This is a genomic window from Kluyvera sp. 1366, assembly GCF_054823405.1.
Window position 1 is genome coordinate 105,868 of record NZ_JBTRDW010000005.1, and the last position, 26,550, is coordinate 132,417.

Here is a 26,550-nt window from a genome sequence, read left to right on the forward strand (position 1 = left end):
AGTTATGCCGGAAGAGATAATTACCGTACCTTGCCCCAATTGTCGTCGCGATGTGATTTGGGATGAGTTGAGCCCGTGGCGGCCATTCTGCAGCAAACGTTGCCAGCTGATTGATTTAGGTGAATGGGCAGCAGAAGAGAAACGTATTCCCAGCAGCGGTGACCAGATGGACAGCGATGACTGGAGCGAAGAACAGCAGTAAAAAGTAAGGGGCTTAGCGCCCCTTCACTTAAATCTCGCCAGCCACTAATCGGCTGATCAATTCATGGTTCGCAGGCGGAAATTCATCCGCGACCAAATCCTGCTGTTCGACCCAACGCTGTGGCTGACCTTCACGACCATAAGGTTCGCCGTTCCAGCCTTCAACCAGGAAGAAATGCAGCGTAACGCGCAGATCTTCATAACTGTGATCGGCCTGACCAATCGCGCTTGCCGACGTGACTTCAATACCGGTTTCTTCCATCAGCTCACGCTTGAGCGCCTGCTCGGCAGATTCATCTTGTTCAATTTTTCCGCCGGGAAACTCCCACTTATTCGCCATATAGGAGCTTGCCGCACGCTGGGCAAGGAAGATTTGACGTTCTGTATTGCGAATAATGCCCACCGCAACCTGCAGGTGTTTCATAAGCTGGATTCCGCTTTTTTAATAAAATGAGCGCTGAGTGTAAATCAGACATCGAGTGATGTTAACCGTTGAGCGGAAAGTGACGTCCCACGCCCTACAAAAGCCAGTGATTAAGACATGTCGTAAGGATCGCAACCGGGAATGTTGGGAATACTCGCAGCACTTTCTTCTGTTAAACCCGACTACCTATGGAATTCAAAGAAACAACGTTTCTGGCGCAAACTACGCCGGAACAATTACATGCCCTACGCCATCTGGTATTTCATGACATCCTGACGTTAGACAGCGCAAAGAACACCTTAACATGGTGGCCTGAACACAAAGTTATTTCGTTGAATGAAGCGCAAAAACGATTCTTCTCCTGTCTGTTGCTGCGGATTACCTCGAAGCGTCAGATTATTGCCACCGTTTGGAATGAGAGCTATCCGAGCATAAGCGATAACAATTACCATCAGCTACTGTTCCAAAGCCGGGCGCTGTTGAAGCGAGCTGGCTTACCGGATGGTTTACTGGTCACGCTGCCGTATCATGGCGTGCGCCTAAATGAAGAGAAACTCATGGCGATAACACGCTAAATCGTCAGCAAAAAAAAAGGAGCCCGAAGGCTCCTTTTTTTATCAGGCCAGACGACCGTGGCACTGCTTGTATTTTTTGCCGGAACCACATGGGCAGAGATCATTACGGCCCACTTTACGCTCCCCGCCTTGTGCGGCTAACGCTTCGGCTGCTGCGGTGGCATCATCAACATGGCTCAGCTGCTGCTGTTGCGCTAAACGCTCCGCTTCTTCACGGCGCTGCTGCTCCATCGCTTCCACTTCTTCTGGCATGCGTACCTGAACTTTGCTCAGGGTGCTAATCACTTCGTACTTCAGTGATTCAAGCATCGCCGCAAACATAGAGAAGGATTCACGCTTGTATTCCTGCTTCGGATCTTTCTGGGCATAACCGCGCAGGTGGATGCCCTGACGCAGGTAATCCATCGCTGCCAGATGCTCTTTCCACAACGAATCCAGCGTTTGCAGCATCACGCCTTTCTCAAAGTTGCGCATCATCTCTTCGCCAACCACTTCTTCTTTAGCAGCATAGCTTTCCGCGGCGTGGGTCATGATACGTTCGCGCAGCGTCTCTTCGTGAAGATCGGGCTCTTTATCCAACCACTCAGCAATAGGCAAGTTGAGATCGAAGTCGTTACGCAGACGCTCTTCCAGGCCGGCAACATCCCACATCTCTTCCAGTGACTGCGGCGGAATGTAGGTATCAATGGTAGTTTTGTAGACATCTTCACGGATGCTATTGATGGTTTCAGACACATCAGACACATCCAGCAGTTCGTTACGCTGGCTGTAGATGGCGCGACGCTGATCGTTGGCAACGTCATCGTATTCCAGCAGCTGTTTACGAATATCGAAGTTGCGGCTTTCCACTTTACGCTGCGCGTTGGCAATCGCTTTAGTCACCCATGGATGCTCGATTGCTTCGCCTGGCTTCATGCCCAGTTTACGCATCATGTTCGATACGCGATCTGAAGCGAAGATACGCATTAATGCATCTTCCATCGAGAGGTAGAAGCGTGAAGAACCGGCATCACCCTGACGACCCGCACGACCACGCAGCTGGTTATCGATACGGCGAGATTCGTGACGCTCAGTACCAATAATGTGCAAACCGCCTGCAGCCAGCACCGCATCGTGACGCAGTTTCCACGCTTCTTTCATCGCCTGAATCTGCTCTTCGGTTGGCTCGTCCATTGCGGCGAGCTCAGCCTGCCAACTCCCGCCCAGCACGATATCGGTACCACGACCGGCCATGTTGGTTGCGATAGTAACCGCTGCAGGTTGACCCGCCTGAGCAACGATATCCGCTTCGCTGGCATGGAATTTGGCATTCAGTACGCTGTGTTTAATGCCCGCGCGCGTCAGTTCATTGGAAACGACTTCAGATTTCTCAATCGAAATTGTACCCACTAACACCGGCTGCCCTTTAGCAGTGCAGGCACGGATGTCTTCGATAATGGCGTCAATCTTCTCTTTCTCGGTCATGTAGACCAGATCGGCCATATCTTTACGCACCATCGGACGGTTGGTTGGCACCACGATAGTATCGAGCTTGTAGATGGAGCTGAATTCGAATGCTTCGGTATCTGCGGTACCGGTCATACCGGCCAGTTTCTCGTAGATACGGAAGTAGTTCTGGAAGGTAATGGAAGCCAGCGTCTGGTTTTCATTCTGGATTTCCACGCCTTCTTTCGCTTCAACCGCCTGATGCAGACCATCTGACCAGCGGCGACCTTGCATGGTACGGCCGGTGTGCTCATCAACGATGACCACTTCGCCATCTTTAACGATGTAATCAACATCGCGGGTGAAGAGTGCATGAGCACGCAGCGCCGCAGTAACGTGGTGCATCAGCATGATGTTGGTTGGGGAGTAGAGTGACTCGCCCTCTACCATAATGTTTTGGCTAACCAGCAGCTCTTCAACTTTTACCAGGCCGCGCTCGCTCATATGTGCCTGGCGCGCTTTTTCATCGACCCAGAAATCGCCTTCGCCCTGGAAGGTTTCAGAGTCTTCTTTTTCCTGACGCACCAGATGCGGGATGATCTTGTTAACTTTGGTATACAGCTCAGAGCTGTCTTCCGCCGGACCAGAGATGATCAATGGCGTACGTGCTTCATCGATCAGGATTGAGTCGACTTCATCCACTAATGCGTAATGCAGCTTACGCTGCACGCGCTCTTCCGGACTGAACGCCATGTTGTCGCGCAGGTAGTCAAAGCCGTATTCGTTGTTGGTGCCGTAGGTGATGTCAGCGGCATAAGCTGCACGCTTCGCCACAGCTGGCATGTTTGGCAGGTTAATGCCGATGGTCAGGCCAAGGAATTCAAACAGTGCACGGTTATTTTCGGCATCACGCTGCGCCAGATAGTCATTGACGGTAACAACGTGCACGCCTTTGCCGCTCAGCGCGTTCAGGTAAGCGGGCAGAGTCGCGGTCAGGGTTTTACCTTCACCGGTGCGCATCTCTGCGATGCAACGTTCGTTGAGCACCATGCCGCCAATCAGCTGCACATCAAAGTGACGCATACCGAAGACGCGCTTACTTGCTTCACGTACGGTGGCAAAGGCCTCAGGAATCAGGCTCTCAAGGCTTTCGCCTTTTTTCAGGCGCTCGCGGAACAGATCAGTTTTCGCTTTCAGTTCATCGTCAGAGAGCTTTACGAAATCCGGCTCCATCTTATTGATGACGTCGACGATTTTGCGCATACGGCGCAGAGTACGATCATTGCTGCTGCCGAATACTTTAGTTAATAATTTGATTAACATGATAAATTTTTCTCAATTCAGCCGTGATTTCACGGGCTGCAAAATCTGATTCAGGATGTGGAAAAAACGTTAGCAGTTAAGCAATGAAAGGCCCGGCGCGGATGCCATGAATAGCAGCTTGCCAATCAGCAGAGGAAAGGATTTGTGGTTCGTTGTGACGCAGGTTTTGTTGCGGCTCAACAACAGTCAGCGATTGCGCCGGAGAAGTCAGCAACGCCTGAAGCGAACCTATCAACGCCAGCTTTTGTGCCGCCAGCGGCACAGCTTGATCGGCTTCCGCCTGAGCGGGCGGCGTCATACTAAAGGAAAGGTGGCGAATAACGGTGCGAATCGCATGCTGGTGCCAGTAATCGACGTTGAAATTCGGTCGACGCGCGCTTTCCTGCAGACGAATCAGATGATCAAAGTGGACAACATTGCCGACAAACAGGCTGCTGATCGGCGAATCATTTGCTTTCGGCTCAGAACTTTGCGCACAGGCAGGCAAACCTAAACTGGCCGCCACCATCCCCAACAGGAGATGTGGCCAGAAATAGCGTCTGCCTAATTGTCGCCAGCGTGAGAAAATCCCGATCACAATCCGTCCACAATGCATTGAATATGGTAATAAAGCGGTAGCAAAAATCTGCGTTACCCAGCTTATGTGAGCGCCAGATGATAGCACTTATGTGGGGCTTCGACACCAGTGATTAAAGGGGCTTCGGCGGAATTAACGTTTTTTTGTACAGGGTTTCGCCAGTTGCTACAGCGAATTGAGATCGGCTTGGCAGGAATAAAAATGAGGCAATAAAAAACGGCAGGTTAAACTGACCGGAGAGGGTGTCAGCGAAACCTGCCGTTTTATGTCTGACTTACGCCAGAACTAAATTTGGTGCTTTGAATGCCAGTGGCAGTTCAGCTTCATCTTCGAAGGTCGCCCATTCCCAGGCTTCCTGTTTAGCCAGAACCGCTTGCAGCAACTTGTTGTTCAACGCATGGCCCGATTTAAAGGCGGTAAACGCGCCAATAACATTATGACCGCACATGAACAGGTCGCCGATCGCATCGAGCATTTTATGACGAACAAATTCGTCTTCAAAGCGCAGACCGTCTTCGTTTAATACGCGGAAATCATCAAGGCCAATCGCACAATCTAAACTACCGCCCAGGCACAGGCCTTTAGACTGCAGATATTCGATTTCACGCATAAAGCCAAAGGTGCGCGCACGGCTGATTTGGCGAACAAAGTTCTCAGCCGAGAAGTTGAGCTGGTAACGCTGCGAGCTTGAGTCGATCGCTGGATGTTTGAAGTCGATAGTAAAGTCAAGTGAGAAACCGTTATACGGCTTGATCTCGGCCCACTTATCGCCATCTTCCACACGCACCGTTTGCTTAACGCGTACGAATTTCTTCGCGCTGCTTAGCTCTTCGATGCCAGCGTCCATCAGCAAATAGACAAAAGGCGCGGCACTGCCATCCATGATCGGGATTTCCGGTGCATCAACTTCAACAATAATGTTGTCGATGCCCAAGCCCGCCAATGCGGCGTTCAGATGTTCAACGGTTGAAATACGCACGCCTTCATCGTTCACCAGGCAAGTACTCAGCATGGTGTCGCGCACATATTTTGCATCAGCCGGGAAATCTACCGGTGGATTCAAGTCAGTGCGACGATAGATGACCCCGGTGTTAGCCGACGCAGGGCGTAACGTCAGTGTGACTTTCTTGCCGGTATGTAAACCGACACCAGTCGCCTGAACAATACGTTTTAATGTCCTTTGTTTGATCATCGCTTTATCTCGCAATATTACCTGTCCGACCGCCAGTATAAATTACCAGCGGGCGAATACTTTAGCACAAAGAGCGGAGAATCCCAATTCTCGGGATATTCTTAATCAGCCTGCTTACGCAAGAAGGCTGGAATATCAAGGTAATCGGGTTCTTTGCTGGATGCCGCCGGTTGGTCATTCACCACTTTCGCAGCCGGTTTCTGCTCCTGCGGCAGCGGCGCCATGCCGTGCTGCTGGTAGCGATGATCCATCACTGGCTGAGTGGCCGGCTTGTTGGTCACCAGCGTGATTTCCGGACGCTTATCCATGCCGATGCCGGTTGCAACTACGGTCACACGCAGTTCGTCGTTCATCTCTGGATCCAGAGAAGTACCGATAACCACGGTTGCGTTGTCAGAAGCGAAGGCGCGGATGGTGTTACCCACGGTTTCAAACTCATCAAGACGCAGGTCGAAGCCCGCAGTAATGTTGACCAGCACGCCGCGCGCGCCAGACAGATCGATGTCTTCCAACAGCGGAGAAGAGATAGCCATCTCTGCCGCTTCTTCCGCACGATCTTCACCACATGCCACGCCTGAACCCATCATGGCGTAACCCATTTCTGACATCACGGTACGCACGTCCGCAAAGTCAACGTTCATCAGGCCAGGACGGGTAATCAGTTCAGCGATACCCTGTACAGCGCCTTTCAATACGTCGTTGGCTGCGCCGAACGCATCCAACAGAGAAATACCGCGACCCAGAACTTTCAGCAGCTTGTCGTTTGGAATAGTAATCAGTGAATCGACATGCTTAGACAGTTCAGCGATACCTTGCTCAGCAAAAGCCATACGCTTTTTGCCTTCAAAGTTGAACGGCTTAGTTACCACCGCAACGGTCAGGATACCCAAATCTTTTGCCACTTCAGCCACAACTGGCGCTGCACCAGTACCGGTACCGCCGCCCATGCCAGCTGCGATGAACACCATGTCTGCACCATCCAGCGCAGCACGCAGTGCTTCGCGATCCTCTTCTGCAGAGTTGCGGCCCACTTCTGGGTTCGCACCTGCACCAAGACCTTTGGTGATATTGGTCCCGATCTGGATCGTCTGGCCGACCGCTGTCTTACGCAACGCTTGCGCGTCGGTGTTCACAGCGAAGAATTCCACACCTTCGATACGCTCGCGTACCATGTGCTCTACGGCGTTGCCACCGCCACCGCCGACGCCGATGACTTTAATCACCGCGTCATTGGTTAATTCCATAGGTTCAAACATGATTTCTCTCCGTTATGTGCCTGTCGCCTGGAGATCATAAACATTGCCAGCATGATCTCCTTTTTCAAAAATTAAAACTCTTTCTTCAGCCAGCTGTTGATTCGCTTGAACCAGTTGCCCACTGAAGCACGTTTTTCCGTTTCTGCATCACCGTTCATGTGTGACTCTTTGCCGTAATGCAGCAGGCCAACCGCCGTAGAGTAATACGGCTCCTGCGCATAGTCCGTCAGGCCGGTGATGTTAAGCGGCTGTCCGATGCGCACTTGCGTGTGGAACACGCGCTGTGCGCAGGCTGCCAAACCTTCAATCTGCGCCGCACCACCGGTCAGCACGATACCGGCCGCCAGATGATGTTTCACGCCTTGCTGGCGCAGCTGCTCCTGTAATTGCAGAATCTCGTCGTTGACCAGATTCAACAGTTCGGTGTAACGCGGCTCGATGACTTCAGCCAGCGTTTGACGCTGCAGGCTACGTGGTGGACGTCCACCTACGCTCGGCACTTCGACATTTTCGTCTTTGCCGACAATCGAGCCCAATGCACAACCGTGACGCACTTTAATCGCTTCTGCGTCGGTCGGCGGTGTACCAAAAGCGTAAGCGATATCGCTAGTTACCACGTTCCCGGCATACGGGATCACTTTAGTGTGACGCAGTGCACCGCCAGTATAGACAGCGATATCCATTGTACCGCCACCGATATCAACAACACAGACGCCCAGCTCACGTTCATCTTCCGTCAGTACGGAGAAACTGGATGCCAACCCGGCAAAAATCAGTTGGTCAACTTTCAGGCCGCAACGTTCAACGGCTTTGACAATATTTTTTGCCATATCGTTGTGGCACGTGATCAAATGTACTTTCGCCTGCATACGTACGCCAGAAAGTCCCACTGGATTCTTAATGCCTTCCTGATAATCGATGGCGTATTCCTGCGGGATAACATGCAGAATACGATGCTCATCACGTACGCGAACGGATTTCGCCGTATGCACCACGTTCTCTACATCATCCTGAGTCACTTCCTCTTCCGAAATCGGAACCATCCCGATTTCGTTCTGGCAACTGATATGTTTGCCCGATAAAGCAAGGTAGACCGAGGAAATCTGGCAGTCCGCCATCAATTCAGCCTGATCGATGGCGCGCTGTACGCATTTCACCACCGATTCCAGATCGTTTACGCCGCCTTTATCCATGCCGCGAGACGGGCAACTGCCCACCCCAATAATATTGACCATACCATCGGGCAGAATTTCCCCAACCAGGGCGGACACCTTCGCGGTGCCAATTTCGAGTCCTACTACCAGTTTTCTGTCCGTTGCCTTGATCATTGTGGTTTAGCCTGTGCCTGGTTCTGTTGCTGATTACTGTCCTGTGGCTCTATCGGTGCAGCGGCCCAACCGACTGCGGCGCCCGAATCGTAGCGCAAATCAACGTACGTGATGCGCTGGTTCTGACTTTGGCCCTGCTGCTGCAAATCCGGATAAAGCTCAATAAAACGGTTCAGACGCTTCATGGTATCGCTACGACCTAATTCGATGCGCACATCGTCACTGGTCACTAACTGCCACGAGCGCCGCGCCGTCATCGACGCGACCTTCAGGGTAAACTTGTTAGCCTTTAATACATCACTCATGGTGTGATAGCCGGCTAACACCTCGTTTTCACTGCCTTCCGGACCGTACAGCATCGGCAACGTTTCTTTGCCAACGTGACTGGCCGGAACGCTGAAGGAGACGCCAGCTGCGTCCACCATATGTGAGTCATTCCAGCGTGCAACCGGAACATACTCCACCAGATTTATCTTCAGCTCATCAGGCCACTGCTTGCGCACACTGACCTGCTTAATCCAGGGTAAACGCTCAATCTGCTGCTGGATGATATCCACGTTCTGCGACATGAAGGTTCCCGGCGCGCCAAGCGATAAAATGGCCTGACGAATATCATCATGCGTGGTGTAGTGGGTTTGCCCGGTCACCACCAGCTTCGATAACGGCAAGCGTGACGCGTCATTCATCCACTTCAGCACCACGAGGCCACCCGCCACCATAATGCCCAACACAATCAACAGGAACACCATGCCAAACAGTCGCGCACCGTTACTGCGCCCGGAGCGTGTCCGCTCCTGAGGTTCGCGATTGCGTACTCGTATCGCTGCCTGAGACATATCAGTCAGCCAGCTCCAGAATACGCGCCACCAGCTGCGGGAAGCTGTATCCCGCTTGCTTCGCGGCCATCGGCACTAAACTGTGGCTGGTCATGCCGGGCGAAGTATTCACTTCCAGCAGCTGGAAGTTGCCCTCACCGTCAGCCATCACGTCCACGCGACCCCAGCCGCTGCAACCCAATGCGCGCCAGGCTGACCACACCAACGTCTGCAATTCTGCTTCCTGCTCGGCGCTTAATCCGCTCGGGCAGAAGTATTCAGTATCGTCAGAAATGTATTTAGCTTCATAGTCATAGAACTCGCTGGCGGTTTTAATTCTGATAGAAGGCAGAATTTGCTCACCCACGATGCCCACGGTGTATTCCGCGCCGCTCAGAAAAGCTTCGATCAGCACGTCATCATCATGACGAAAGGCTTCTTCAAGCGCTGCGGGTAATGCATCCGCATGGTTCACGCGGCTGATACCGACGCTAGAACCTTCGCAGCTTGGCTTGACAAATAGCGGTAAACCCAGCGCCTCAATGGCTTTGGTAGTATCCGCGTTTAAACCTTGTTCATGCTGCTGACGCGTCAGCCAGACAAATTTGCCTGAAGGTAATCCCCTGCCCTGCCACAGCAATTTGCTGCGCAGCTTATCCATGGTGATGGCGGAAGCCATCACACCGCTGCCGGTATAGGGCAGTTGCAGAAACTCCAGCACCGCTTGCAGCGTGCCGTCTTCACCACCACGACCGTGCAAAGCAATAAACGCTTTAGCGAAGCCTTGCTGTTTCAGGTCAAGCACCGACACATCACGCGTATCAACTGCATGCGCATCAATGCCCATTTCACGCAGTCCGGCCAGCACTGCCGCACCGGACATCAGCGACACATCACGCTCGGCCGAGGTGCCACCCATCAATACTGCAACCTTCTCAGTCATGGCGCGCCTCCGAGTTAACGGCAGGCTGTAATTCGTTTTCGGCCAGCTTGCGGGCAATCTTGCCGATGTTGCCTGCACCCTGCACGATCACCAGATCGTCGCCCGACAGCAACGGTGCCAGCGCATCTGGCAGCGCGTCATGCTCAGAGACCAGAATCGGATCAACTTTGCCACGGTTACGAATCGCGCGGCACAGCGAGCGGCTATCAGCGCCGGGAATTGCCGCTTCACCCGCCGGATAGACATCCAGCATCAGCAACACATCCACCTGCGACAGCACATTCGCGAAATCATCAAACAGGTCACGCGTACGCGTGTAGCGATGCGGCTGGAACACCATCACTAGCTTCTTGTCAGGCCAGCCCGCACGTGCGGCTTTGATGGTGACATCCACTTCGGTGGGATGGTGGCCGTAATCGTCGACCAGCATCGCACTGCCTGGATTACCATTGACGGCGGCGGTATCGAACTCGCCCAGCACGTCAAAGCGGCGTCCGGTGCCCTGGAAGCTCTCCAGCGCGGCCAGAATCGCGTTATCTTCAATCCCCTCTTCGCTGGCAACAGCTACCGCGGCGGCCGCGTTCAGCGCGTTATGACGGCCCGGCGCATTCAGCGTCACTTTCAGCACCGGCTTATCCTGACGAATAATGGTGAAGTGGCCTTGTGCGCCACGCTGCTCGTAATTCTCAATACGCACATCCGCGTCATCGCTAAAGCCGTAGGTGGTTACCTGGCGGCCTACGCGCGGGATCAGGTCACGAATCACTGCATCATCCACGCACATTACCGCGCGTCCGTAGAATGGCAGGTTGTGCAGGAAGTTAATGAACGTCTGCTTCAGGTTCTCGAAATCGCCCTGATACGTGTCCATGTGATCCGCTTCGATGTTGGTGACAATTGCCACCATCGGTTGCAGATGCAGGAAGGACGCATCACTTTCATCTGCTTCAGCAATCAGATAACGGCTGCTGCCCAGGCGCGCATGCGTGCCTGCGGCTTTAACCAAGCCACCGTTAACGAAGGTGGGATCCAGTCCGCCTTCCGCGTAAATGCTGGTCACCATCGCGGTGGTGGTGGTTTTACCGTGCGTGCCCGCAACGGCGATGCCGTGACGGAAACGCATCAGTTCAGCCAACATCTCAGCACGACGAATCACGGGAATACGCTGCTCACGGGCGGCAACCAGTTCAGGGTTATCCTGCGCTACGGCCGTCGACACCACGACAACGCTGGCATCGGTGACGTTTTCCGGACGATGGTTGAAATAAATCGTCGCACCCAGCGCAGCCAGATGCTGTGTCACCGCGTTCGGCGCCAGATCAGAACCGCTGATGTGATAGCCTTCGTTCGCCAACACCTCGGCAATACCGCCCATGCCAGCACCACCGATGCCGACAAAGTGAATGTGCCGGACGCGACGCATCTCGGGCACAATAGAACGCAGTTTTGCCAATTGTTGTGTATTCATCTGTTTCAATTACCTGTTTTTCCCGTTTGTACCTGCTAAGGGTACGGGCCAAATCAACTGGCCGATTAATTTACTTCGCGACGCGCGCCACTTCATTTGCAACCCGCTCGGTTGCATCGGGAATCGCCACCTGACGGGCTTTTTCTGCCATCGCCAGCAATGTGGTGCGATCCCAGTGACGCAGCGTGTCCGCTACCACAGCCGCGGTGAACTGCGGCTGCTCGAAAATTTTGGCTGCGCCCGCTTTTTCCAGCGGCAACGCATTCCAGTACTGCTGACGATCTTTGTGCTGAAACGGTACGAAAATTGCCGGTAAACCTGCGGCCGCCACTTCACTTACCGTCAATGCGCCCGAACGGCACACTACGACATCGGCCCAGGCGTAAGCTTCGGCCATGTCATCGATAAACTCGGTGACTTTGTGCTGCGGCTGACCCGCTGCGCGGTAAGCCTGCTGCACGGTTTCCAGTCCGCCTTTACCGGTTTGATGCCAAACCGTAATGGCATCGCCCAACGCTGCGGCCACTTGCGGCACGGTCTGGTTAAGGATGCGCGCGCCCTGACTGCCGCCAACCACCAGCACGCGAATCGGGCCGAAACGTGCACTTAGGCGCTCTGCCGGTAACGGCAGCGCTAACACATCGGTACGCACCGGATTGCCAACCACTTCAGCATTTGGAAACGCCCCCGGAAACGCCTGCATCACTTTGGTGGCGATCTTCGCCAGCCACTTGTTGGTCAGTCCGGCAATGCCGTTCTGCTCATGCAGCACCACTGGAATACCGCAGCTCCACGCCGCTAAGCCGCCAGGGCCCGAAACGTAGCCACCCATTCCCAGCACCACATCCGGCTGCCAGCTCTTCATGATGCGACGCGCCTGGCGCCATGCATTGAAGATGCGTACCGGTGCCAGCAACTGCGCTTTTACACCTTTACCGCGTAAACCGCTGATGCGGATAAAATCAATTTCAATGCCGTGTTTCGGCACCAAATCCGCTTCCATTCGGTCGGCGGTTCCCAGCCAGCGCACCTGCCAGCCTTGTTCCATCAGGTGATGGGCAACGGCCAGACCGGGGAACACATGTCCGCCAGTACCGCCTGCCATGACCATCAACCGTTTGCCACTCATCGTGCACCTCGGGTAAACGCCTGCGCTTTTGCCAGACGCGTTTCATAATCTATGCGCAATAAAAACACGATGGCGGTCGACATGATGATCAGACTCGAACCACCGTAACTGATCAGCGGCAGCGTCAGACCTTTCGTCGGCAGCATGCCCGCAGCTGCACCCACGTTAACCAGCGCCTGGAAGCTAAACCACACGCCAATTGAGCAAGCGAGGAAGCCTGAGAAGCGCTGATCGATCTCCAGAGCACGGCGACCAATCGACATCGCGCGAAAAGCGACGAAGAATACCATCAACAGCGCTAAAACCACACCGACATAACCCAACTCTTCACCGATGATGGAGAAGATGAAGTCGGTATGTGCTTCCGGCAGATATTCCAGTTTCTGCACCGAGTTGCCTAAGCCCTGCCCCCAGAACTCACCGCGCCCAAACGCCATCAACGATTGCGTCAGCTGGTAGCCGCTGCCGAAGGGATCTTCCCACGGGTTCCAGAAGGAGGTCACACGGCGCATACGGTACGGTTCGGCGATGATCAGCAGCACCACGGCGAAAATGCCGGAGCCGATGATCGCCAGGAACTGCCACATTTTCGCCCCGGCGAGGAACAGCATCGCCAGCGTGGTAACAAACAGTACAACCACGGTACCGAGATCCGGCTGCGCCAGCAGCAGCACGGCCAGTACCACCATCACGCCCATCGGCTTACAGAAGCCCCAGAAGTTGTTACGCACCTCTTCTACTTTGCGCACCAGGTAACTGGCGAGATAGCAAAACAGCGTCAACTTCGAAAGCTCGGCTGGCTGAATACGCAGCGGGCCAAGGGCAATCCAGCGCGATGCACCGTTCACCGAGCTACCGACGACCAGGACGATCAGCAGCATCACCACGGAAACCATCAGCATCACGTTGCTGTAGCGCTGCCAGAAATCCATCGGGATGCGCAAGGTCACCAGCGCCATACCAAACGCCAAAGCGATATAGAATGCATCACGCTTGGCAAAGTAGAACGGATCTTCATTCAGACGTTGACCGACCGGCATCGACGCCGACGTCACCATCACAAAACCAATCAGCGCCAGCCCAAAGGTCAGCCACAGCAACGTGCGATCGTACAGCACCACCGGCGCATCATCACTGTCGCGCGCGCCCATCACCCATTCACGCAGGCGCAACGACAGATAGTTGGCGATACCGGCTCCAGGAATGCGCATCAGCTCAACTCCCTCGCCAGTTGCGCGAACTGATCGCCGCGCTGTTCAAAATTACGGAACTGGTCAAGGCTGGCGCAGGCCGGTGATAACAGCACCATATCGCCGGCTTTGACCTGGGCGGCAATCTGCGTCATCGCCTGCTGCATGGTTTCAGTGCGCGTGGCGATCTCCGGACGCAATGCCGCTAACGCATCGCCATCGCGACCAAAACAGAACAGCTTCACGTTGTCGCCCTGCAGATAGCGCGCCAGCGGGCTGAAGTCAGCCGATTTGCCGTCGCCGCCCAGCAGTAGCCACAAGGTGCCTTTCACCTGCAGGCCATTCAGCGCCGCTTCGGTGCTACCGACGTTGGTGGCTTTGGAATCGTTGATCCAACGCACGCCATTGGCTTCATGCACCAGCTGGAAGCGGTGCGCCAGACCGGTAAAGGTGGTTAACGCTTTCAGGCTGGAAGCACGCGGGATGTTCACCGCGTCGGCCAATGCTAGCGCTGCCAGCGCGTTGGTGTAATTGTGTTGGCCCACCAGCGTCATCTCATCGGTGTTCAGGACTTTCTCGCCCTTTGCCCGCAGCCAGGTGCTGCCCTGCTGCTGATTGAGATGATAATCGCCGAGATTGATGCCGAAGCTTACGCAGCGCTGATCAACACCGCGCACCGGCATGGTCATACCATCGTCGGCATTCACCACGCAGACGCTGGCGTTTTCGTAAATGCGCAGCTTGGCGGCACGATACTGCTGCATGCCGAGCGGATAGCGATCCATGTGATCCTCGGTGAGATTGAGGATCGTCGCCGCAGCCGCTTTCAGGCTATGCGTGGTTTCCAGCTGGAAGCTGGAGAGTTCGAGTACATAAAGCTGTGCTGGCGATTTCAACAGCGTCAGCGCCGGCAAACCGATGTTGCCGCCCACACCCACCTGCCAACCTGCAGCACGCGCCATTTCGCCCACCAGCGTCGTCACGGTGCTTTTGCCGTTCGAACCGGTGATCGCCACAATCGGAGCCTGCGCTTCACGGCAGAGCAGCTCAATATCGCCGATGATTTCAATCCCGGCATCGACGGCTTCGCTTAATGCAGGATGCGCCAGCGCGATGCCGGGGCTGGCGATAATCAGATCGGAGGCCAGCAACCAATCACTATTAATACCGCCAACATAGCGCTCCACCGAAGCTGGCAGTTTGTCCAGCCCCGGCGGCGAGACACGGGTATCCATCACGCGTGGCGTTACGCCTTGCGCGAGGAAGAAATCAACACAGGAGAGGCCAGTAATGCCTAATCCAATGATGACGACTTTTCTGCCCCGATAGTCAGCCATGATTAACGTACCTTCAGCGTTGCCAGGCCAATCAGCACCAGCATCAGCGAAATAATCCAGAAGCGCACAATGACGCGCGGCTCCGGCCAGCCTTTCAATTCATAGTGATGGTGAATCGGTGCCATGCGGAAAATGCGTTGACCGCGCAGCTTGAACGATCCCACCTGCAGAATCACCGAGAGCGTTTCGACCACAAACACGCCGCCCATGATTAACAGCAAGAATTCCTGACGCAGCAGCACGGCGATGGTGCCGAGCGCGCCACCCAGCGCCAATGAGCCGACATCGCCCATGAACACTTGCGCTGGATAGGTGTTGAACCACAAAAATCCGAGTCCGGCTCCGACAATCGCGGTGCAGACAATCACTAATTCGCCCGCGTGCCGTAAATAAGGAATGTGCAGATATTCGGCAAACTTGACGTTACCGGTCGCCCACGCCACCAGCGCAAAGCCTGCTGCCACGAACACCGTTGGCATAATGGCTAAGCCATCAAGACCATCCGTTAAGTTAACCGCGTTGCCGGTACCGACAATCACGAAGTAGGCCAGCACCACGTAGAACAGGCCCAGCTGCGGCATCACGTCTTTAAAGAACGGCACCACCAGCTGCGTTGCAGGCGTATCTTTTCCGGCGATAAACAGCGCGAACGCAACCGCCAGCGAAATCACTGACATCCAGAAATATTTCCAGCGCGCGATCAGGCCTTTGGTGTCTTTGCGCACCACCTTACGATAGTCATCCACAAAGCCGATGATGCCAAAACCGACCAGCACCACCAGTACACACCAGACGTATGGATTAGACGGATAGGCCCACATCAGTACCGAAATGGTGATGGAGGTGAGGATCATCACGCCGCCCATGGTTGGCGTGCCGCGTTTGCTGAAGTGTGACTCTGGACCGTCGTTACGCACCACCTGGCCGATCTGCAGTTTCTGCAGCCAGGCAATCAGGCGCGGGCCCATCCACAGAGAAATGAACAAGGCGGTCAGCAGGCTGACAATGGCGCGAAACGTCAGATACGAGAAGACGTTAAAGCCGGAATAAAATGCGACCAGATGTTCGGCCAGCCAGACTAGCATGTTCCTTTCTCCTGTAAGCTCTGTACTACCTGCTCCATGGCGGCACTACGTGAACCTTTAACCAAAATAGTGATGTCCTGATGTTCGGACAGCAATGTGCGTAAACGTTCAGTTAGCGCGGTTTTTGTGGCGAAATGCTCGCCTTTACCGCTGTTTTCGCCAATCAGCTGGCTCAGCGTTCCGGTGCTCAGCACGCGATCGATACCTGCCGCTTTGGCCGCATCGCCGACCTGGCGATGACACAGTTCGGCTTCATCACCCAATTCAGCCATATCGCCCACTACCATCACGCGGTAGCCCGGCATATCGCCTAGCACCTGTGCGGCGGCAGTCATAGAACCGACATTGGCGTTGTAGCTGTCATCCAGCAGCAGTTGATTGGCCGCCAGGCGAATCGGGAACAGTCGACCAGGAACAGCCTGCAAGGTTTTAAGGCCAGCTTGAATCGCCGACAGCGGCGCATCTACTGACAATGCCAGCGCTGCAGCGGCTAACGCATTCGAGATGTTATGACGGCCCGGCAGCGGCAGCTCCACGGCGATATCACCGCGTGGCGTATGCAGCGTGAACAGTGTGGCATCGGCTCGCAGCACGATTTCGCTGGCGCGGAACTCTGCATCAGCCATCGGCTGCGGCGAGAAGCGCCACAAGGTTTTATCTGCAAACTGTGATTTCCAGTTGGCCAGATCGTTGCTGTCAGCGTTGACGATCGCGGTACCGTGTACCGGCAAGCCGCCAAAAATTTCGCCTTTGGCTTTCGCCACACCCGCCAGCGAGCCAAAGCCTTCCAGATGGGCAGCAGCAAGGTTATTCACCAGCGCAGTTTCCGGACGCACCAGATCGGTGGTGTAGGCAATTTCACCCTGATGGTTGGCACCTAACTCGATCACCGCGTAAGCATGCTCTTTGGTGAGACGCAGCAGCGTCATCGGTACACCGAAGTCGTTGTTCAGGTTGCCGGCCGTGTAAAGCGTTTCGCCACACTGACGCAAAATCGCGGCGGTCATCTCTTTGACCGAGGTTTTGCCAGATGAACCGGTCAGCGCAACCACGCGAGCGTTCGCCTGTTGGCGTACCCACGCGGCGAGTTGCCCAAAAGCAATCCGCGTATCAGCCACAACCACTTGCGGTATTGAAACCGGCAGCAGCTTACTGACCAGCAGCGCCTGCGCGCCGTTAGCAATGGCATCGTTAGCGAAGTCGTGAGCATCAAAACGTTCACCCACCAGCGCCACAAACAGGCTGCCGGCGGTGACTTTGCGGGTATCGGTGGTGACATCGGCAAGGGTTAAATCCGCGCCGTGCAGTTGACCGCCGCTGATTTCGGCCAGCGTATTGAGAGAAATGGGAATCATGCCATCACCCCCAACAAACGGGCGACGGTGTCGCGATCGGAGTAATCCAAACGGCGGTTGCCAATGATTTGATAATCTTCGTGGCCTTTTCCGGCCACCAACACGATGTCATCGGCGCCGGCTTGCATCACGGCGTTGGTGACCGCCTGCGCACGACCGGAAACCACGCGTGCGCGGCCCGGATCGAGCAAGCCGGTGAGAATGTCATTCACAATCGCCATCGGCTCTTCGCTGCGTGGATTATCGTCGGTGATCACGACGATGTCGGAGAATTGCTCAGCAATCGCGCCCATCAGCGGACGTTTGCCTTTGTCACGATCGCCACCGCAGCCAAACACGCACCACAGCTGGCCTTTACAATGCAGACGCGCCGCTTCCAGCGCTTTTTCCAGCGCATCCGGCGTGTGAGCGTAATCGACAACCACCGTAGGTTTGTCTGGCGCAGTGAATACTTCCATGCGACCACATACTGGCTGCAGCTGCGGTGCAGTGGCAACCAGCGCATCAAGCGGGTAATCCAGCGCCAGCAGCGTACCCAGCGCCAGCAACAGGTTGCTCACGTTGAAAGCGCCCATCAGGCGGCTATCAAACTCGCCGTTGCCCCAGCTGGAGCTGAACTGAATATGCGCACCGCCGTCGTGATAATCCACCGCCGTGGCTTTCAGCCAGCGGCCATGACAGCCCGATTGCAGATTGTCTTCCATGGTGACTGCTACCGCATCCGGCAATTTCGCCAGCCAGCGACGGCCCACTTCATCATCAGCATTGATGATGGCTTCAGCGACCTGATGCTCAGAGAACAGTAACCATTTAGCAGATTCATAACTCTCCATATCACCGTGATAATCGAGGTGATCGCGGCTCAGGTTAGTAAACACCGCGGCCGCAAACGGCAAGGCGGCAACGCGATGCTGCACCAAACCGTGCGAGGAGACTTCCATTGCCGTCAGGGTTGCGCCCTGCCCGACTAAATCATTCAGCACATGCTGCACATCCACCGCAGAACCGGTGGTGTTTTCGGTTGCCACCAGTTGACCGTAAAGGCCATTGCCTACCGTGCCCATCACTGCGCCGGTTTCACCGAGCAGATTGGCCCACTGCGCCATCAGTTGCGTGGTGGTGGTTTTGCCGTTAGTGCCAGTAACACCAATCAATTTCAGTTTGCTTGCAGGCTGCTGATAAAAGCGTCCGGCCAGTGCAGAGAGACGCTGCTGCAACTGCGCCAGATAAATAACCGGGACGCCATGCATCTCGCGGATATCTCCATCGCTGGCTTCGCCTTCGGCTTCGGCAATCACTGCTGCTACGCCTTGTGCAATAGCCTGCGGAATAAAACGACGTCCATCAGCATGATGCCCCGCCACGGCGATAAACAGATCGCCAGAAGCCGCCGCGCGGCTATCTAGTGTCATGTCACGGAGTGGACGCGCCGGCGCACCCGGCACCCACGGGGCCAGTAAGTCGCGCAGGTTACGATCTGTCACTTGATTCCTCACTTCTATTCTTCACCAACTCGTTCTTATCAACTGTTGGCAGCGCATCAGGTTCGATATTCATGGTACGCAATACGCCGCCCATGATGGCGCCAAACACCGGTGCTGAAACCGCACCACCATAATATTTACCGGCCTGGGGATCGTTGATCACCACCACCAGCGCAAAACGAGGACGGCTGGCAGGCGCAACGCCTGCGGTATAAGCAATGTATTTGTTGACGTAACGTCCATCCGGTCCAACTTTCTTGGCGGTACCGGTTTTGATGGCAATGCGATAGCCCTTGATGGCGGCTTTAACCCCACCACCGCCAGGCAACGCAACGCTTTCCATCATGTGCATCACCGTTTTCACCAGGTCTTCCTGGAAAACGCGTTCACCCGCAACTGGCGGGTCAACTTTGGTGATCGACAGCGGGCGATTGATGCCGTAGCTGCCAATGGTTGCGTAGACTCGTGCTAACTGTAACGGCGTTACCATTAGCCCGTAGCCGAAAGAGAAGGTGGCCCTCTCTATGTCAGACCACCGTTGTTTTTGAGGGTATAAGCCACTACTTTCCCCGACCAGCCCCAAATTGGTCGGTTTACCCAGTCCAAAGCGCGCGTAAGTATCTACAAGTGCTGAGGAGGGCATCGCTAACGCCAAACGTGAAACCCCGACGTTACTCGACTTCTGTAAAACCCCGGTAAGGGTCAATTCGTTGTAGCGCGCCACGTCTTTGATCTCATGACCATTGACGCGGTACGGCACGGTATTCAGTACGCTGTTCTCTTTCACCACACCGCGCTGCAAAGCCGTCATCACCACCATCGGTTTCACGGTGGAACCTGGCTCGAAGATGTCGGTAATAGCGCGGTTACGCATCACGTCTTTCGGCGTGTTGCTGAGATTATTCGGGTTGTAAGCGGGGCTGTTCGCCATCGCCAGCACTTCGCCGGTGTTTACATCCACCAGCACCGCGGTGCCTGATTCGGCTTTGTTGAACGCCACGGCATTATTCAGTTCGCGGTACACCAGCGCCTGCAGACGTTCATCAATGCTTAGCGTCAGGTTGTGCGCAGCGCGGCTATCTACCGAGGAGATATCTTCAATGACGCGGCCGTTGCGGTCTTTACGCACCGTACGTTCACCCGGTGCGCCGGTCAGCCATTTATCGAAGCTTTTTTCGATGCCTTCAATGCCCTGGCCATCAATGTTGGTAAAACCAATCAAGTGCGCGGTCACCTGGCCCGCCGGATAGTAGCGGCGCGACTCTTCACGCAGGTAGATGCCCGGCAGCTTAAGCTTTTTCACATACTCGCCAATCGCTGGATTCACCTGGCGCGCCAGATAGACAAAGCGCCCTTTCGGGTTGGCATTGATACGTGCAGCAAGTTGATCGAGGGGGATCGATAACGCATCCGACAGCGCTTTCCAGCGACTATCCAGCGAGACGCCGCCGTGTTCGGTCAGCTCTTTCGGATCGGCCCAGATCGCATTCACCGGCACGCTCACCGCCAGCGGACGACCGGCACGATCGCTGATCATACCGCGCGCGGTTGGCACCGATTGCACGCGCAGCGAACGCAAATCGCCCTCTTTCACCAGCTTGTCAGGGTTGATCACCTGCAGCCACGCTACGCGCGACAGCAGTCCGCCCAGCGCCAGTAAAATGCACCCGCACAGTAACGCAAAGCGCCAGCTTACAAAGCTGGCCTTATCTTCTTGTTTTTTTAACTTTAGCGTTTTGCCTGCGCCACTCATTGAGTTCTGCGATTCCTTATTTCTGCACCACAATATTTTCCTGCGAAGGATCAACATGCTGCATTTGCAGTTTATCGGTTGCTATCCGCTCTACACGGCTGTGATCGCCCAGTGCGTTCTCTTCAAGAATCAGGTTGCGCCATTCGATATCGAGCGCATCACGCTCCAGCACCAGCTGTTCACGCTGCGCCGTTAACAGGCGCGTCTTATGCGTGGTGGTCACGACCATTACCGAGGACACCAGCACCGCGATCAACAGCAACAGCGGGATCTTGCCAAATCGCAGCAAGTCCCCACCAATGACACCGGGTAAGCTGTGGCGCTCGTTGCCAATCATGAGGCCGTTCGCTCCGCGATACGCAATACCGAACTGCGCGCACGTGGGTTTTCGTTCACTTCGGCTTCGCCAGGAATCAATTTGCCCAGCGTTTTCAGCTCACGACCGCCTAAGGCTTTAAGCTGCGACTCCGTCATCGGAATGCCTGCTGGCACCTGAGGACCGCGGCTCTGATCGCGCATAAAACGCTTCACTAAGCGATCTTCCAGTGAGTGGAAGCTGATGATCGACAACCTGCCGCCTGGCGCGAGAACCGACAAGGCCCCTTTCAGCGCGGTATCGATCTCTTCCAGCTCACTGTTGATCCAGATACGAATCGCCTGGAAAGTACGCGTTGCCGGGTGCTTAAATTTGTCTTTGACGGGCATTGCGGCGGCAATCACCGTCGCCAGCTCTTTGGTGCGTGTCATCGGCTGGTCGCGGTTACGCTCTACGATGGCGCGCGCAATCCGTTTACCGAAACGCTCTTCACCGTAGGTCTTGATCACGAAAGCGATATCCGCCTCCTCTGCGCTCATCAGCCATTCGGCGGCCGATTGCCCGCGTGTTGGATCCATACGCATATCCAGTGGCCCATCACGCATAAAGGAGAAGCCACGTTCAGCATCATCCAGTTGCGGAGAAGAGACGCCCAGATCGAGCAGAACGCCATCGATCTTGCCGGTCAGCCCGCGCTCTTCAACGTATTCTGCCAAAGCCGAAAACGGCCCGTGGACGATCGAGAAGCGCGGATCGTTTATCTCAGCGGCTGCGGCTATCGCTTGCGGATCGCGATCAATCGCTATCAGTTGCCCTTTCTCACCAAGCTGCGAAAGGATTAAGCGCGAGTGACCGCCGCGACCAAAAGTGCCATCAATATAAATGCCGTCTTCCCTGATATTGAGGCCGTTTACCGCCTCATCCAGCAGCACTGTGGTGTGTTTGAAATTTTCCTGCATAGCTATAGCGACAAGTCCTGCAACCGCTCAGATAAAGGCTCCTGAGCCGACTGTTCTGTGTCAATATCATCCTTAACTTGTTGATACCAGGTCTGTTCATCCCACAGCTCAAACTTATTGAACTGTCCAACCAGCATCACTTCTTTGGTCAGGCCGGCATGTTGACGTAACGTGTTCGCCAACAACAAACGACCCGCATTATCCATCTGGCATTCACTGGCATGTCCCAACAGCAGTCGCTGTACGCGACGCTCGGCAGGATTCATGCTGGATAAGCGAGACAGCTTTTTCTCAATGATTTCCCATTCGGGCAGGGTATAAAGCAACAGGCATGGCTGGTGGAGGTCAATGGTGCATACCATTTGCCCCTGAGACTCTGCGACAAGCAATTCACGATAGCGCGTTGGTACTGCTAATCGTCCTTTGCTGTCGAGATTGACCAACGTTGCTCCACGGAACATGCCAGCCTTACCCCTCAATCACCCGTTTTCACCACTTTATCCCACTTTTTACCACGAAACGAGTTTACGGAGCCGATGAAATCCTTGTCAAGCCGCAACGGCAAGTGAATATCACTATTTACATCGGGTGAAATTAATCAATGAGGGAATTAATCGACATGGATTCGTAAAATAAAAAATTAACCTGATGAATAATTGAATAAAAATTTCTGCACGAGGATAAATGGCGAAAAATAAAGCGCTCCGGCGCAAAAATATAATTGCCCCGCAATCTGCGACAGCGGCGGCATTTTAGGGGATTTCTGAAAGGAAGCCCAGCATCATCGCGCCAGCTCTGCCACGCCTCACTGGTGAACATGTAAACAATTAAGAAAAGTCAGCAAGGTTAAATTGTTAGCTGGAGTGGCGATTATTTACGCTTATTTACGCCCTAAGGTTTCAAAATATCGACAGGATTAATAAATGCTGGGCAGCGAACTGCCCAGCATTTCATTTAGAGCTGCGACTTAATTGTCCGCGGCGGAATAAATTGCGACGAATACGGGTTAAACCCGGCTTGGGTTTACGTGGTTCATCTAGCGAGGCTAACACCAGTTCCAGCACGCGCTCAGCCACGTCGCGGTGACGTTGCCCCACCGCCAGCACCGGGCACTCAAGGAAATCCAGCAATTCATGGTCGCCAAAGGTGGCGATCGCCAAATCTGTCGGCAGGCGACCATCACGCTTCAGCGTAATGTCCATTACGCCCTGCAGCAGCCCAAACGACGTGGTGAACAGTGCCTCCGGCATCGGATGATCTTCGAGGTACTTCTCAAACAGCGCGGCAGCGGCGGCCCGATCGAAACTGTTGCAGTAGATGTAATCAATTGGCCGCTCATCATCTTTCCACGCATCGCGGAAACCTAACTCACGCAGGAAGCTGACCGACAACTCAGGCAGCGCGCCGAGGAAAAGCACATTTTTCACCGGTAGCTGACGCAATTCAGCCGCCAGCGCCTGCGCATCATCCTGATCGGCACCCACTACGCTGGTAAAGTGTTCACGATCCAGCGCACGGTCCAGCGCGATAATCGGTAACGGATCGTTGATCCAACGCTGATAGAACGGATGCTCTGGTGGCAGTGAAGTTGAAACGATGATGGCATCAACCTGGCGCTGCAACAGATGCTCGATGCAGCGCATTTCGTTGTCTGGCTGATCCTCTGAGCAGGCAATCAGCAGCTGATAGCCGCGCTGACGCGCCTGACGCTCCAGATAATTCGCAATGCGCGTGTAACTGGTGTTTTCCAGATCGGGGATCACGAGGCCAATCGAACGTGTGCGCCCGGCGCGCAGCCCAGCCGCGACGGCATTGGGGTGATAGTTGTGTTCACGCACCACCGCCATCACTTTTTCGACGGTTTTTTCGCTGACACGATACTGCCGCGCTTTGCCATTAATTACATAGCTGGCCGTGGTGCGCGACACGCCTGCCAGGCGCGCAATTTCATCCAGTTTCACGGTGACACCTTAATTCTGATAAGCCAGCGCTGACGAAAATATCCGCAGAGTAGCTATGGGTAAAACATTTGTAACATCTAACCGCAGAACACTACGCCGAGCAACCGCTTTTCTCTCGCATCCTGGTTAAGCGCATAAAATAAAAAAACCCGGCATTTCGCCGGGTTAGAATCAGATGAAATCGTTACTTTGGGTGATTAACGCATCACGCGATCGCCGCGCGACACACCCACAATTCCTGAGCGCGCCACTTCGACAATTTCTGCCACGTCACGCACGGTGTTAAGAAACGCATCGAGTTTATCGCTGGTGCCTGCCAGCTGAACCGTGTAAAGCGTTGGCGTGACATCGATAATCTGCCCACGGAAAATTTCCGCGCTGCGCTTCACTTCTTCACGGCCGTAACCGCTGGCCTGGATTTTCACCAGCATAATCTCACGCTCAACGTAAGCGCCCTGACCCAGCTCGCTGACACGTAGCACGTCCACCAGCTTGTGCAGCTGCTTCTCGATCTGCTCCAGCACTTTCGCGTCGCCGACCGTTTGAATGGTCATGCGTGACAAAGTGGGATCATCGGTCGGTGCCACAGTCAGGCTTTCGATGTTATAGCCACGTTGAGAGAACAGCCCCACTACGCGGGACAATGCACCGGATTCGTTTTCCAGCAGAACCGATAAAATACGACGCATAATTAAGTCCTCTCCGTTTTGCTCAGCCACATCTCATCCATCGAACCACCACGAATTTGCATCGGGTAAACGTGCTCGCTGCCGTCAATGTTTACATCGACAAACACCAGACGTCCTTTCGCCAGCGTATCCAGTGCCAGCTGCAGCTTCTCTTCCAGCTCCGCCGGATGCGCAATGGAAATGCCCACATGCCCATACGCTTCGGCCAGACGCACGAAGTCAGGCAGCGATTGCATGTAGGACTGCGAGTGGCGGCCCGAGTAAATCATGTCCTGCCACTGCTTAACCATGCCGAGGAAGCCGTTGTTGAGGTTTAATACCAGCACCGGTAAATCGTACTGCAGTGCGGTCGACAGCTCCTGAATGTTCATCTGGATACTGCCATCGCCGGTCACGCAGATAACCGTCTCATCCGGCAGCGCCATCTTCACACCTAACGCTGCAGGCAAGCCGAAGCCCATGGTGCCTAAGCCGCCGGAGTTGATCCAGCGACGCGGCTTGTCGAACTGGTAGTAAAGTGCGGCAAACATCTGATGCTGACCAACGTCAGACGTCACGTAAGCTTCGCCTTTGGTCAAACGACAGATGGTCTCGATGACTGCCTGCGGTTTGATTTTGTCGCTGGTACGATCGAATTCCAGGCACTTGCGACCGCGCCAGCCTTCAATGGTCTGCCACCAGTCGCGCAGGCTATCAAGTTCCTGCTTCGCATCGCTTTGCGCCAGCAGCTCTAACATCTGTGCCAGCGTCTGCTTCGCATCGCCAACGATTGGAATGTCGGCGCTGACCGTTTTGGAGATCGACGTCGGATCGACATCGATATGCATGATGGTGGCGTTCGGGCAGTACTTCGCCAGATTGTTGGTGGTGCGGTCGTCGAAGCGCACGCCAATACCGAAAATCAGATCGGCATTGTGCATGGTCATGTTGGCTTCGTAAGTGCCGTGCATCCCCAGCATGCCGACACACTGACGATGTGTGCCAGGGAACACGCCCAAGCCCATCAGCGAGGTCGTTACCGGAATATTCAGTTGCTCTGCCAGCTGCAGCAGCTCGGCTTCGCAGCCCGACATAATCGCGCCGCCGCCGGCGTAAATCACCGGCTTGTGTGCTGCCAGTAACGTTTGCAGCGCGCGCTTAATCTGTCCTTTATGGCCCTGAATGGTCGGATTGTATGAGCGCATGCTCACTGTTTCCGGCCAGACGTACGGCAGCTTGTTGGCGGGATTCAGGATATCTTTTGGCAGATCGATCACCACCGGTCCCGGGCGACCGCTTGCTGCCAGCCAGAAGGCCTTTTTCAACACGGTTGGGATCTCTTCGGCGTTTTTCACCAGGAAGCTGTGCTTCACCACCGGGCGGGAGATGCCGACCATGTCGCACTCCTGGAACGCATCGTAACCAATCAGTGACGAAGGCACCTGACCCGAAAGAATTACCATCGGGATCGAATCCATATAGGCGGTTGCAATACCGGTAATCGCGTTGGTGGCGCCCGGACCGGAAGTCACTAGCACCACGCCCACTTCACCGGTCGCACGCGCAAGGCCATCGGCCATATGCACCGCGCCTTGTTCATGACGGACCAATACGTGGTCAATACCACCGACCGTTTGCAGCGCATCGTAAATATCGAGCACCGCTCCGCCCGGATAACCGAATACCTGCTTAACGCCCTGATCGATTAACGAACGGACGACCATTTCGGCTCCTGACAACATCTCCATTTTCTGCCTCCAGGCTTGAGGGACTGAATCCACTGACG

At 54.8% G+C, this 26,550-nt stretch carries 24 protein-coding genes; 2 read left to right on the top strand and 22 right to left on the bottom strand.

Translation table 11 applies throughout. The features are described from left to right. Nucleotides 1–4 precede the first annotated feature (4 nt). Complete coding sequence (gene yacG, locus ACVLVH_RS12345) at nucleotides 5–202, top strand: DNA gyrase inhibitor YacG (protein WP_061718119.1); 198 nt, start codon at nucleotides 5–7, stop codon at nucleotides 200–202. 27 nt (nucleotides 203–229) lie between these two features. On the opposite strand, the gene mutT is transcribed toward yacG, so the two are convergent. Beyond that, nucleotides 230–625 (bottom strand): 8-oxo-dGTP diphosphatase MutT, encoded by a 396-nt coding sequence (mutT, locus tag ACVLVH_RS12350; protein WP_101762107.1) that lies wholly within the window; start codon nucleotides 623–625, stop codon nucleotides 230–232. A 188-nt stretch (nucleotides 626–813) separates the two neighbouring features. On the opposite strand from mutT, the gene ACVLVH_RS12355 reads away from it, so the two are divergent. Further along, nucleotides 814–1,200, top strand: coding sequence for a winged helix-turn-helix domain-containing protein (locus ACVLVH_RS12355; protein WP_101762108.1), 387 nt, complete (start codon nucleotides 814–816; stop codon nucleotides 1,198–1,200). Nucleotides 1,201–1,242: 42 nt separating this feature from the next. Here the strand turns inward: ACVLVH_RS12355 and secA are convergent, their stop codons facing one another. The 21 genes from secA to ilvI all read right to left on the bottom strand — a co-directional run bounded on the left by secA (nucleotide 1,243) and on the right by ilvI (nucleotide 26,512). Further along, on the bottom strand, nucleotides 1,243–3,948 hold the full coding sequence (secA, locus tag ACVLVH_RS12360; RefSeq protein ID WP_101762109.1) for a preprotein translocase subunit SecA: 2,706 nt from the start codon (nucleotides 3,946–3,948) through the stop codon (nucleotides 1,243–1,245). 76 nt (nucleotides 3,949–4,024) lie between these two features. After that, nucleotides 4,025–4,525 (bottom strand): secA translation cis-regulator SecM, encoded by a 501-nt coding sequence (gene secM, locus ACVLVH_RS12365; protein WP_338064763.1) that lies wholly within the window; start codon nucleotides 4,523–4,525, stop codon nucleotides 4,025–4,027. A 274-nt stretch (nucleotides 4,526–4,799) separates the two neighbouring features. Next, entirely contained in the window at nucleotides 4,800–5,717 is a 918-nt protein-coding gene (gene lpxC / locus ACVLVH_RS12370) for a UDP-3-O-acyl-N-acetylglucosamine deacetylase (RefSeq protein ID WP_097094933.1), read from the bottom strand. A 101-nt stretch (nucleotides 5,718–5,818) separates the two neighbouring features. Next, a complete protein-coding gene (gene ftsZ, locus ACVLVH_RS12375) occupies nucleotides 5,819–6,973 on the bottom strand; it encodes a cell division protein FtsZ (protein ID WP_008108602.1) in 1,155 nt (384 codons plus the stop codon). Between the two features lie 71 nt (nucleotides 6,974–7,044). After that, nucleotides 7,045–8,301, bottom strand: coding sequence for a cell division protein FtsA (ftsA, locus tag ACVLVH_RS12380; RefSeq protein WP_007888634.1), 1,257 nt, complete (start codon nucleotides 8,299–8,301; stop codon nucleotides 7,045–7,047). Next, nucleotides 8,298–9,137 carry a cell division protein FtsQ gene (gene ftsQ, locus ACVLVH_RS12385; RefSeq protein WP_101762111.1) on the bottom strand — a complete coding sequence of 280 codons (840 nt, stop codon included), beginning with the start codon at nucleotides 9,135–9,137 and terminating at the stop codon, nucleotides 8,298–8,300. Before ftsQ ends, ftsA begins: the two co-directional genes overlap by 4 nt. Before the next feature lies 1 nt (nucleotide 9,138). Further along, on the bottom strand, nucleotides 9,139–10,059 hold the full coding sequence (locus tag ACVLVH_RS12390) for a D-alanine--D-alanine ligase (RefSeq protein WP_137385156.1): 921 nt from the start codon (nucleotides 10,057–10,059) through the stop codon (nucleotides 9,139–9,141). Further along, nucleotides 10,052–11,527, bottom strand: coding sequence for a UDP-N-acetylmuramate--L-alanine ligase (murC, locus tag ACVLVH_RS12395; RefSeq protein ID WP_192412391.1), 1,476 nt, complete (start codon nucleotides 11,525–11,527; stop codon nucleotides 10,052–10,054). Before murC ends, ACVLVH_RS12390 begins: the two co-directional genes overlap by 8 nt. A gap of 70 nt (nucleotides 11,528–11,597) precedes the next feature. Continuing rightward, complete coding sequence (murG, locus tag ACVLVH_RS12400) at nucleotides 11,598–12,656, bottom strand: undecaprenyldiphospho-muramoylpentapeptide beta-N-acetylglucosaminyltransferase (RefSeq protein WP_101762114.1); 1,059 nt, start codon at nucleotides 12,654–12,656, stop codon at nucleotides 11,598–11,600. Then, nucleotides 12,653–13,867 carry a cell division protein FtsW gene (ftsW, locus tag ACVLVH_RS12405; RefSeq protein WP_101762115.1) on the bottom strand — a complete coding sequence of 405 codons (1,215 nt, stop codon included), beginning with the start codon at nucleotides 13,865–13,867 and terminating at the stop codon, nucleotides 12,653–12,655. The genes murG and ftsW overlap by 4 nt, the downstream gene beginning before the upstream one ends. Continuing rightward, nucleotides 13,867–15,183, bottom strand: coding sequence for a UDP-N-acetylmuramoyl-L-alanine--D-glutamate ligase (gene murD, locus ACVLVH_RS12410; protein ID WP_192412393.1), 1,317 nt, complete (start codon nucleotides 15,181–15,183; stop codon nucleotides 13,867–13,869). Before murD ends, ftsW begins: the two co-directional genes overlap by 1 nt. Before the next feature lie 2 nt (nucleotides 15,184–15,185). Beyond that, nucleotides 15,186–16,268 (bottom strand): phospho-N-acetylmuramoyl-pentapeptide-transferase, encoded by a 1,083-nt coding sequence (mraY, locus tag ACVLVH_RS12415; protein WP_007888613.1) that lies wholly within the window; start codon nucleotides 16,266–16,268, stop codon nucleotides 15,186–15,188. Next, entirely contained in the window at nucleotides 16,262–17,623 is a 1,362-nt protein-coding gene (gene murF, locus ACVLVH_RS12420; RefSeq protein WP_192412395.1) for a UDP-N-acetylmuramoyl-tripeptide--D-alanyl-D-alanine ligase, read from the bottom strand. The genes mraY and murF overlap by 7 nt, the downstream gene beginning before the upstream one ends. Continuing rightward, nucleotides 17,620–19,107 (bottom strand): UDP-N-acetylmuramoyl-L-alanyl-D-glutamate--2,6-diaminopimelate ligase, encoded by a 1,488-nt coding sequence (gene murE / locus ACVLVH_RS12425; protein ID WP_498949472.1) that lies wholly within the window; start codon nucleotides 19,105–19,107, stop codon nucleotides 17,620–17,622. The genes murF and murE overlap by 4 nt, the downstream gene beginning before the upstream one ends. Beyond that, nucleotides 19,094–20,860, bottom strand: a complete 1,767-nt coding sequence (locus ACVLVH_RS12430) for a peptidoglycan glycosyltransferase FtsI (protein WP_008108616.1) — start codon at nucleotides 20,858–20,860, stop codon at nucleotides 19,094–19,096. The genes murE and ACVLVH_RS12430 overlap by 14 nt, the downstream gene beginning before the upstream one ends. A 16-nt stretch (nucleotides 20,861–20,876) precedes the next feature. Further along, complete coding sequence (ftsL, locus tag ACVLVH_RS12435; RefSeq protein WP_101762119.1) at nucleotides 20,877–21,197, bottom strand: cell division protein FtsL; 321 nt, start codon at nucleotides 21,195–21,197, stop codon at nucleotides 20,877–20,879. Further along, the gene (gene rsmH / locus ACVLVH_RS12440; protein ID WP_101762120.1) at nucleotides 21,194–22,135 is read right to left on the bottom strand and encodes a 16S rRNA (cytosine(1402)-N(4))-methyltransferase RsmH; all 942 of its coding nucleotides are present in this window, start codon (nucleotides 22,133–22,135) and stop codon (nucleotides 21,194–21,196) included. The genes ftsL and rsmH overlap by 4 nt, the downstream gene beginning before the upstream one ends. 2 nt (nucleotides 22,136–22,137) lie before the next feature. Then, nucleotides 22,138–22,596, bottom strand: a complete 459-nt coding sequence (gene mraZ / locus ACVLVH_RS12445; protein WP_007885013.1) for a division/cell wall cluster transcriptional repressor MraZ — start codon at nucleotides 22,594–22,596, stop codon at nucleotides 22,138–22,140. 489 nt (nucleotides 22,597–23,085) lie between these two features. Further along, on the bottom strand, nucleotides 23,086–24,096 hold the full coding sequence (cra, locus tag ACVLVH_RS12450; protein ID WP_498949475.1) for a catabolite repressor/activator: 1,011 nt from the start codon (nucleotides 24,094–24,096) through the stop codon (nucleotides 23,086–23,088). A 197-nt stretch (nucleotides 24,097–24,293) separates the two neighbouring features. Further along, on the bottom strand, nucleotides 24,294–24,785 hold the full coding sequence (gene ilvN / locus ACVLVH_RS12455) for an acetolactate synthase small subunit (RefSeq protein WP_007885011.1): 492 nt from the start codon (nucleotides 24,783–24,785) through the stop codon (nucleotides 24,294–24,296). Between the two features lie 2 nt (nucleotides 24,786–24,787). Then, the gene (ilvI, locus tag ACVLVH_RS12460) at nucleotides 24,788–26,512 is read right to left on the bottom strand and encodes an acetolactate synthase 3 large subunit (RefSeq protein ID WP_137385150.1); all 1,725 of its coding nucleotides are present in this window, start codon (nucleotides 26,510–26,512) and stop codon (nucleotides 24,788–24,790) included. Between the last annotated feature and the right edge of the window lie 38 nt (nucleotides 26,513–26,550).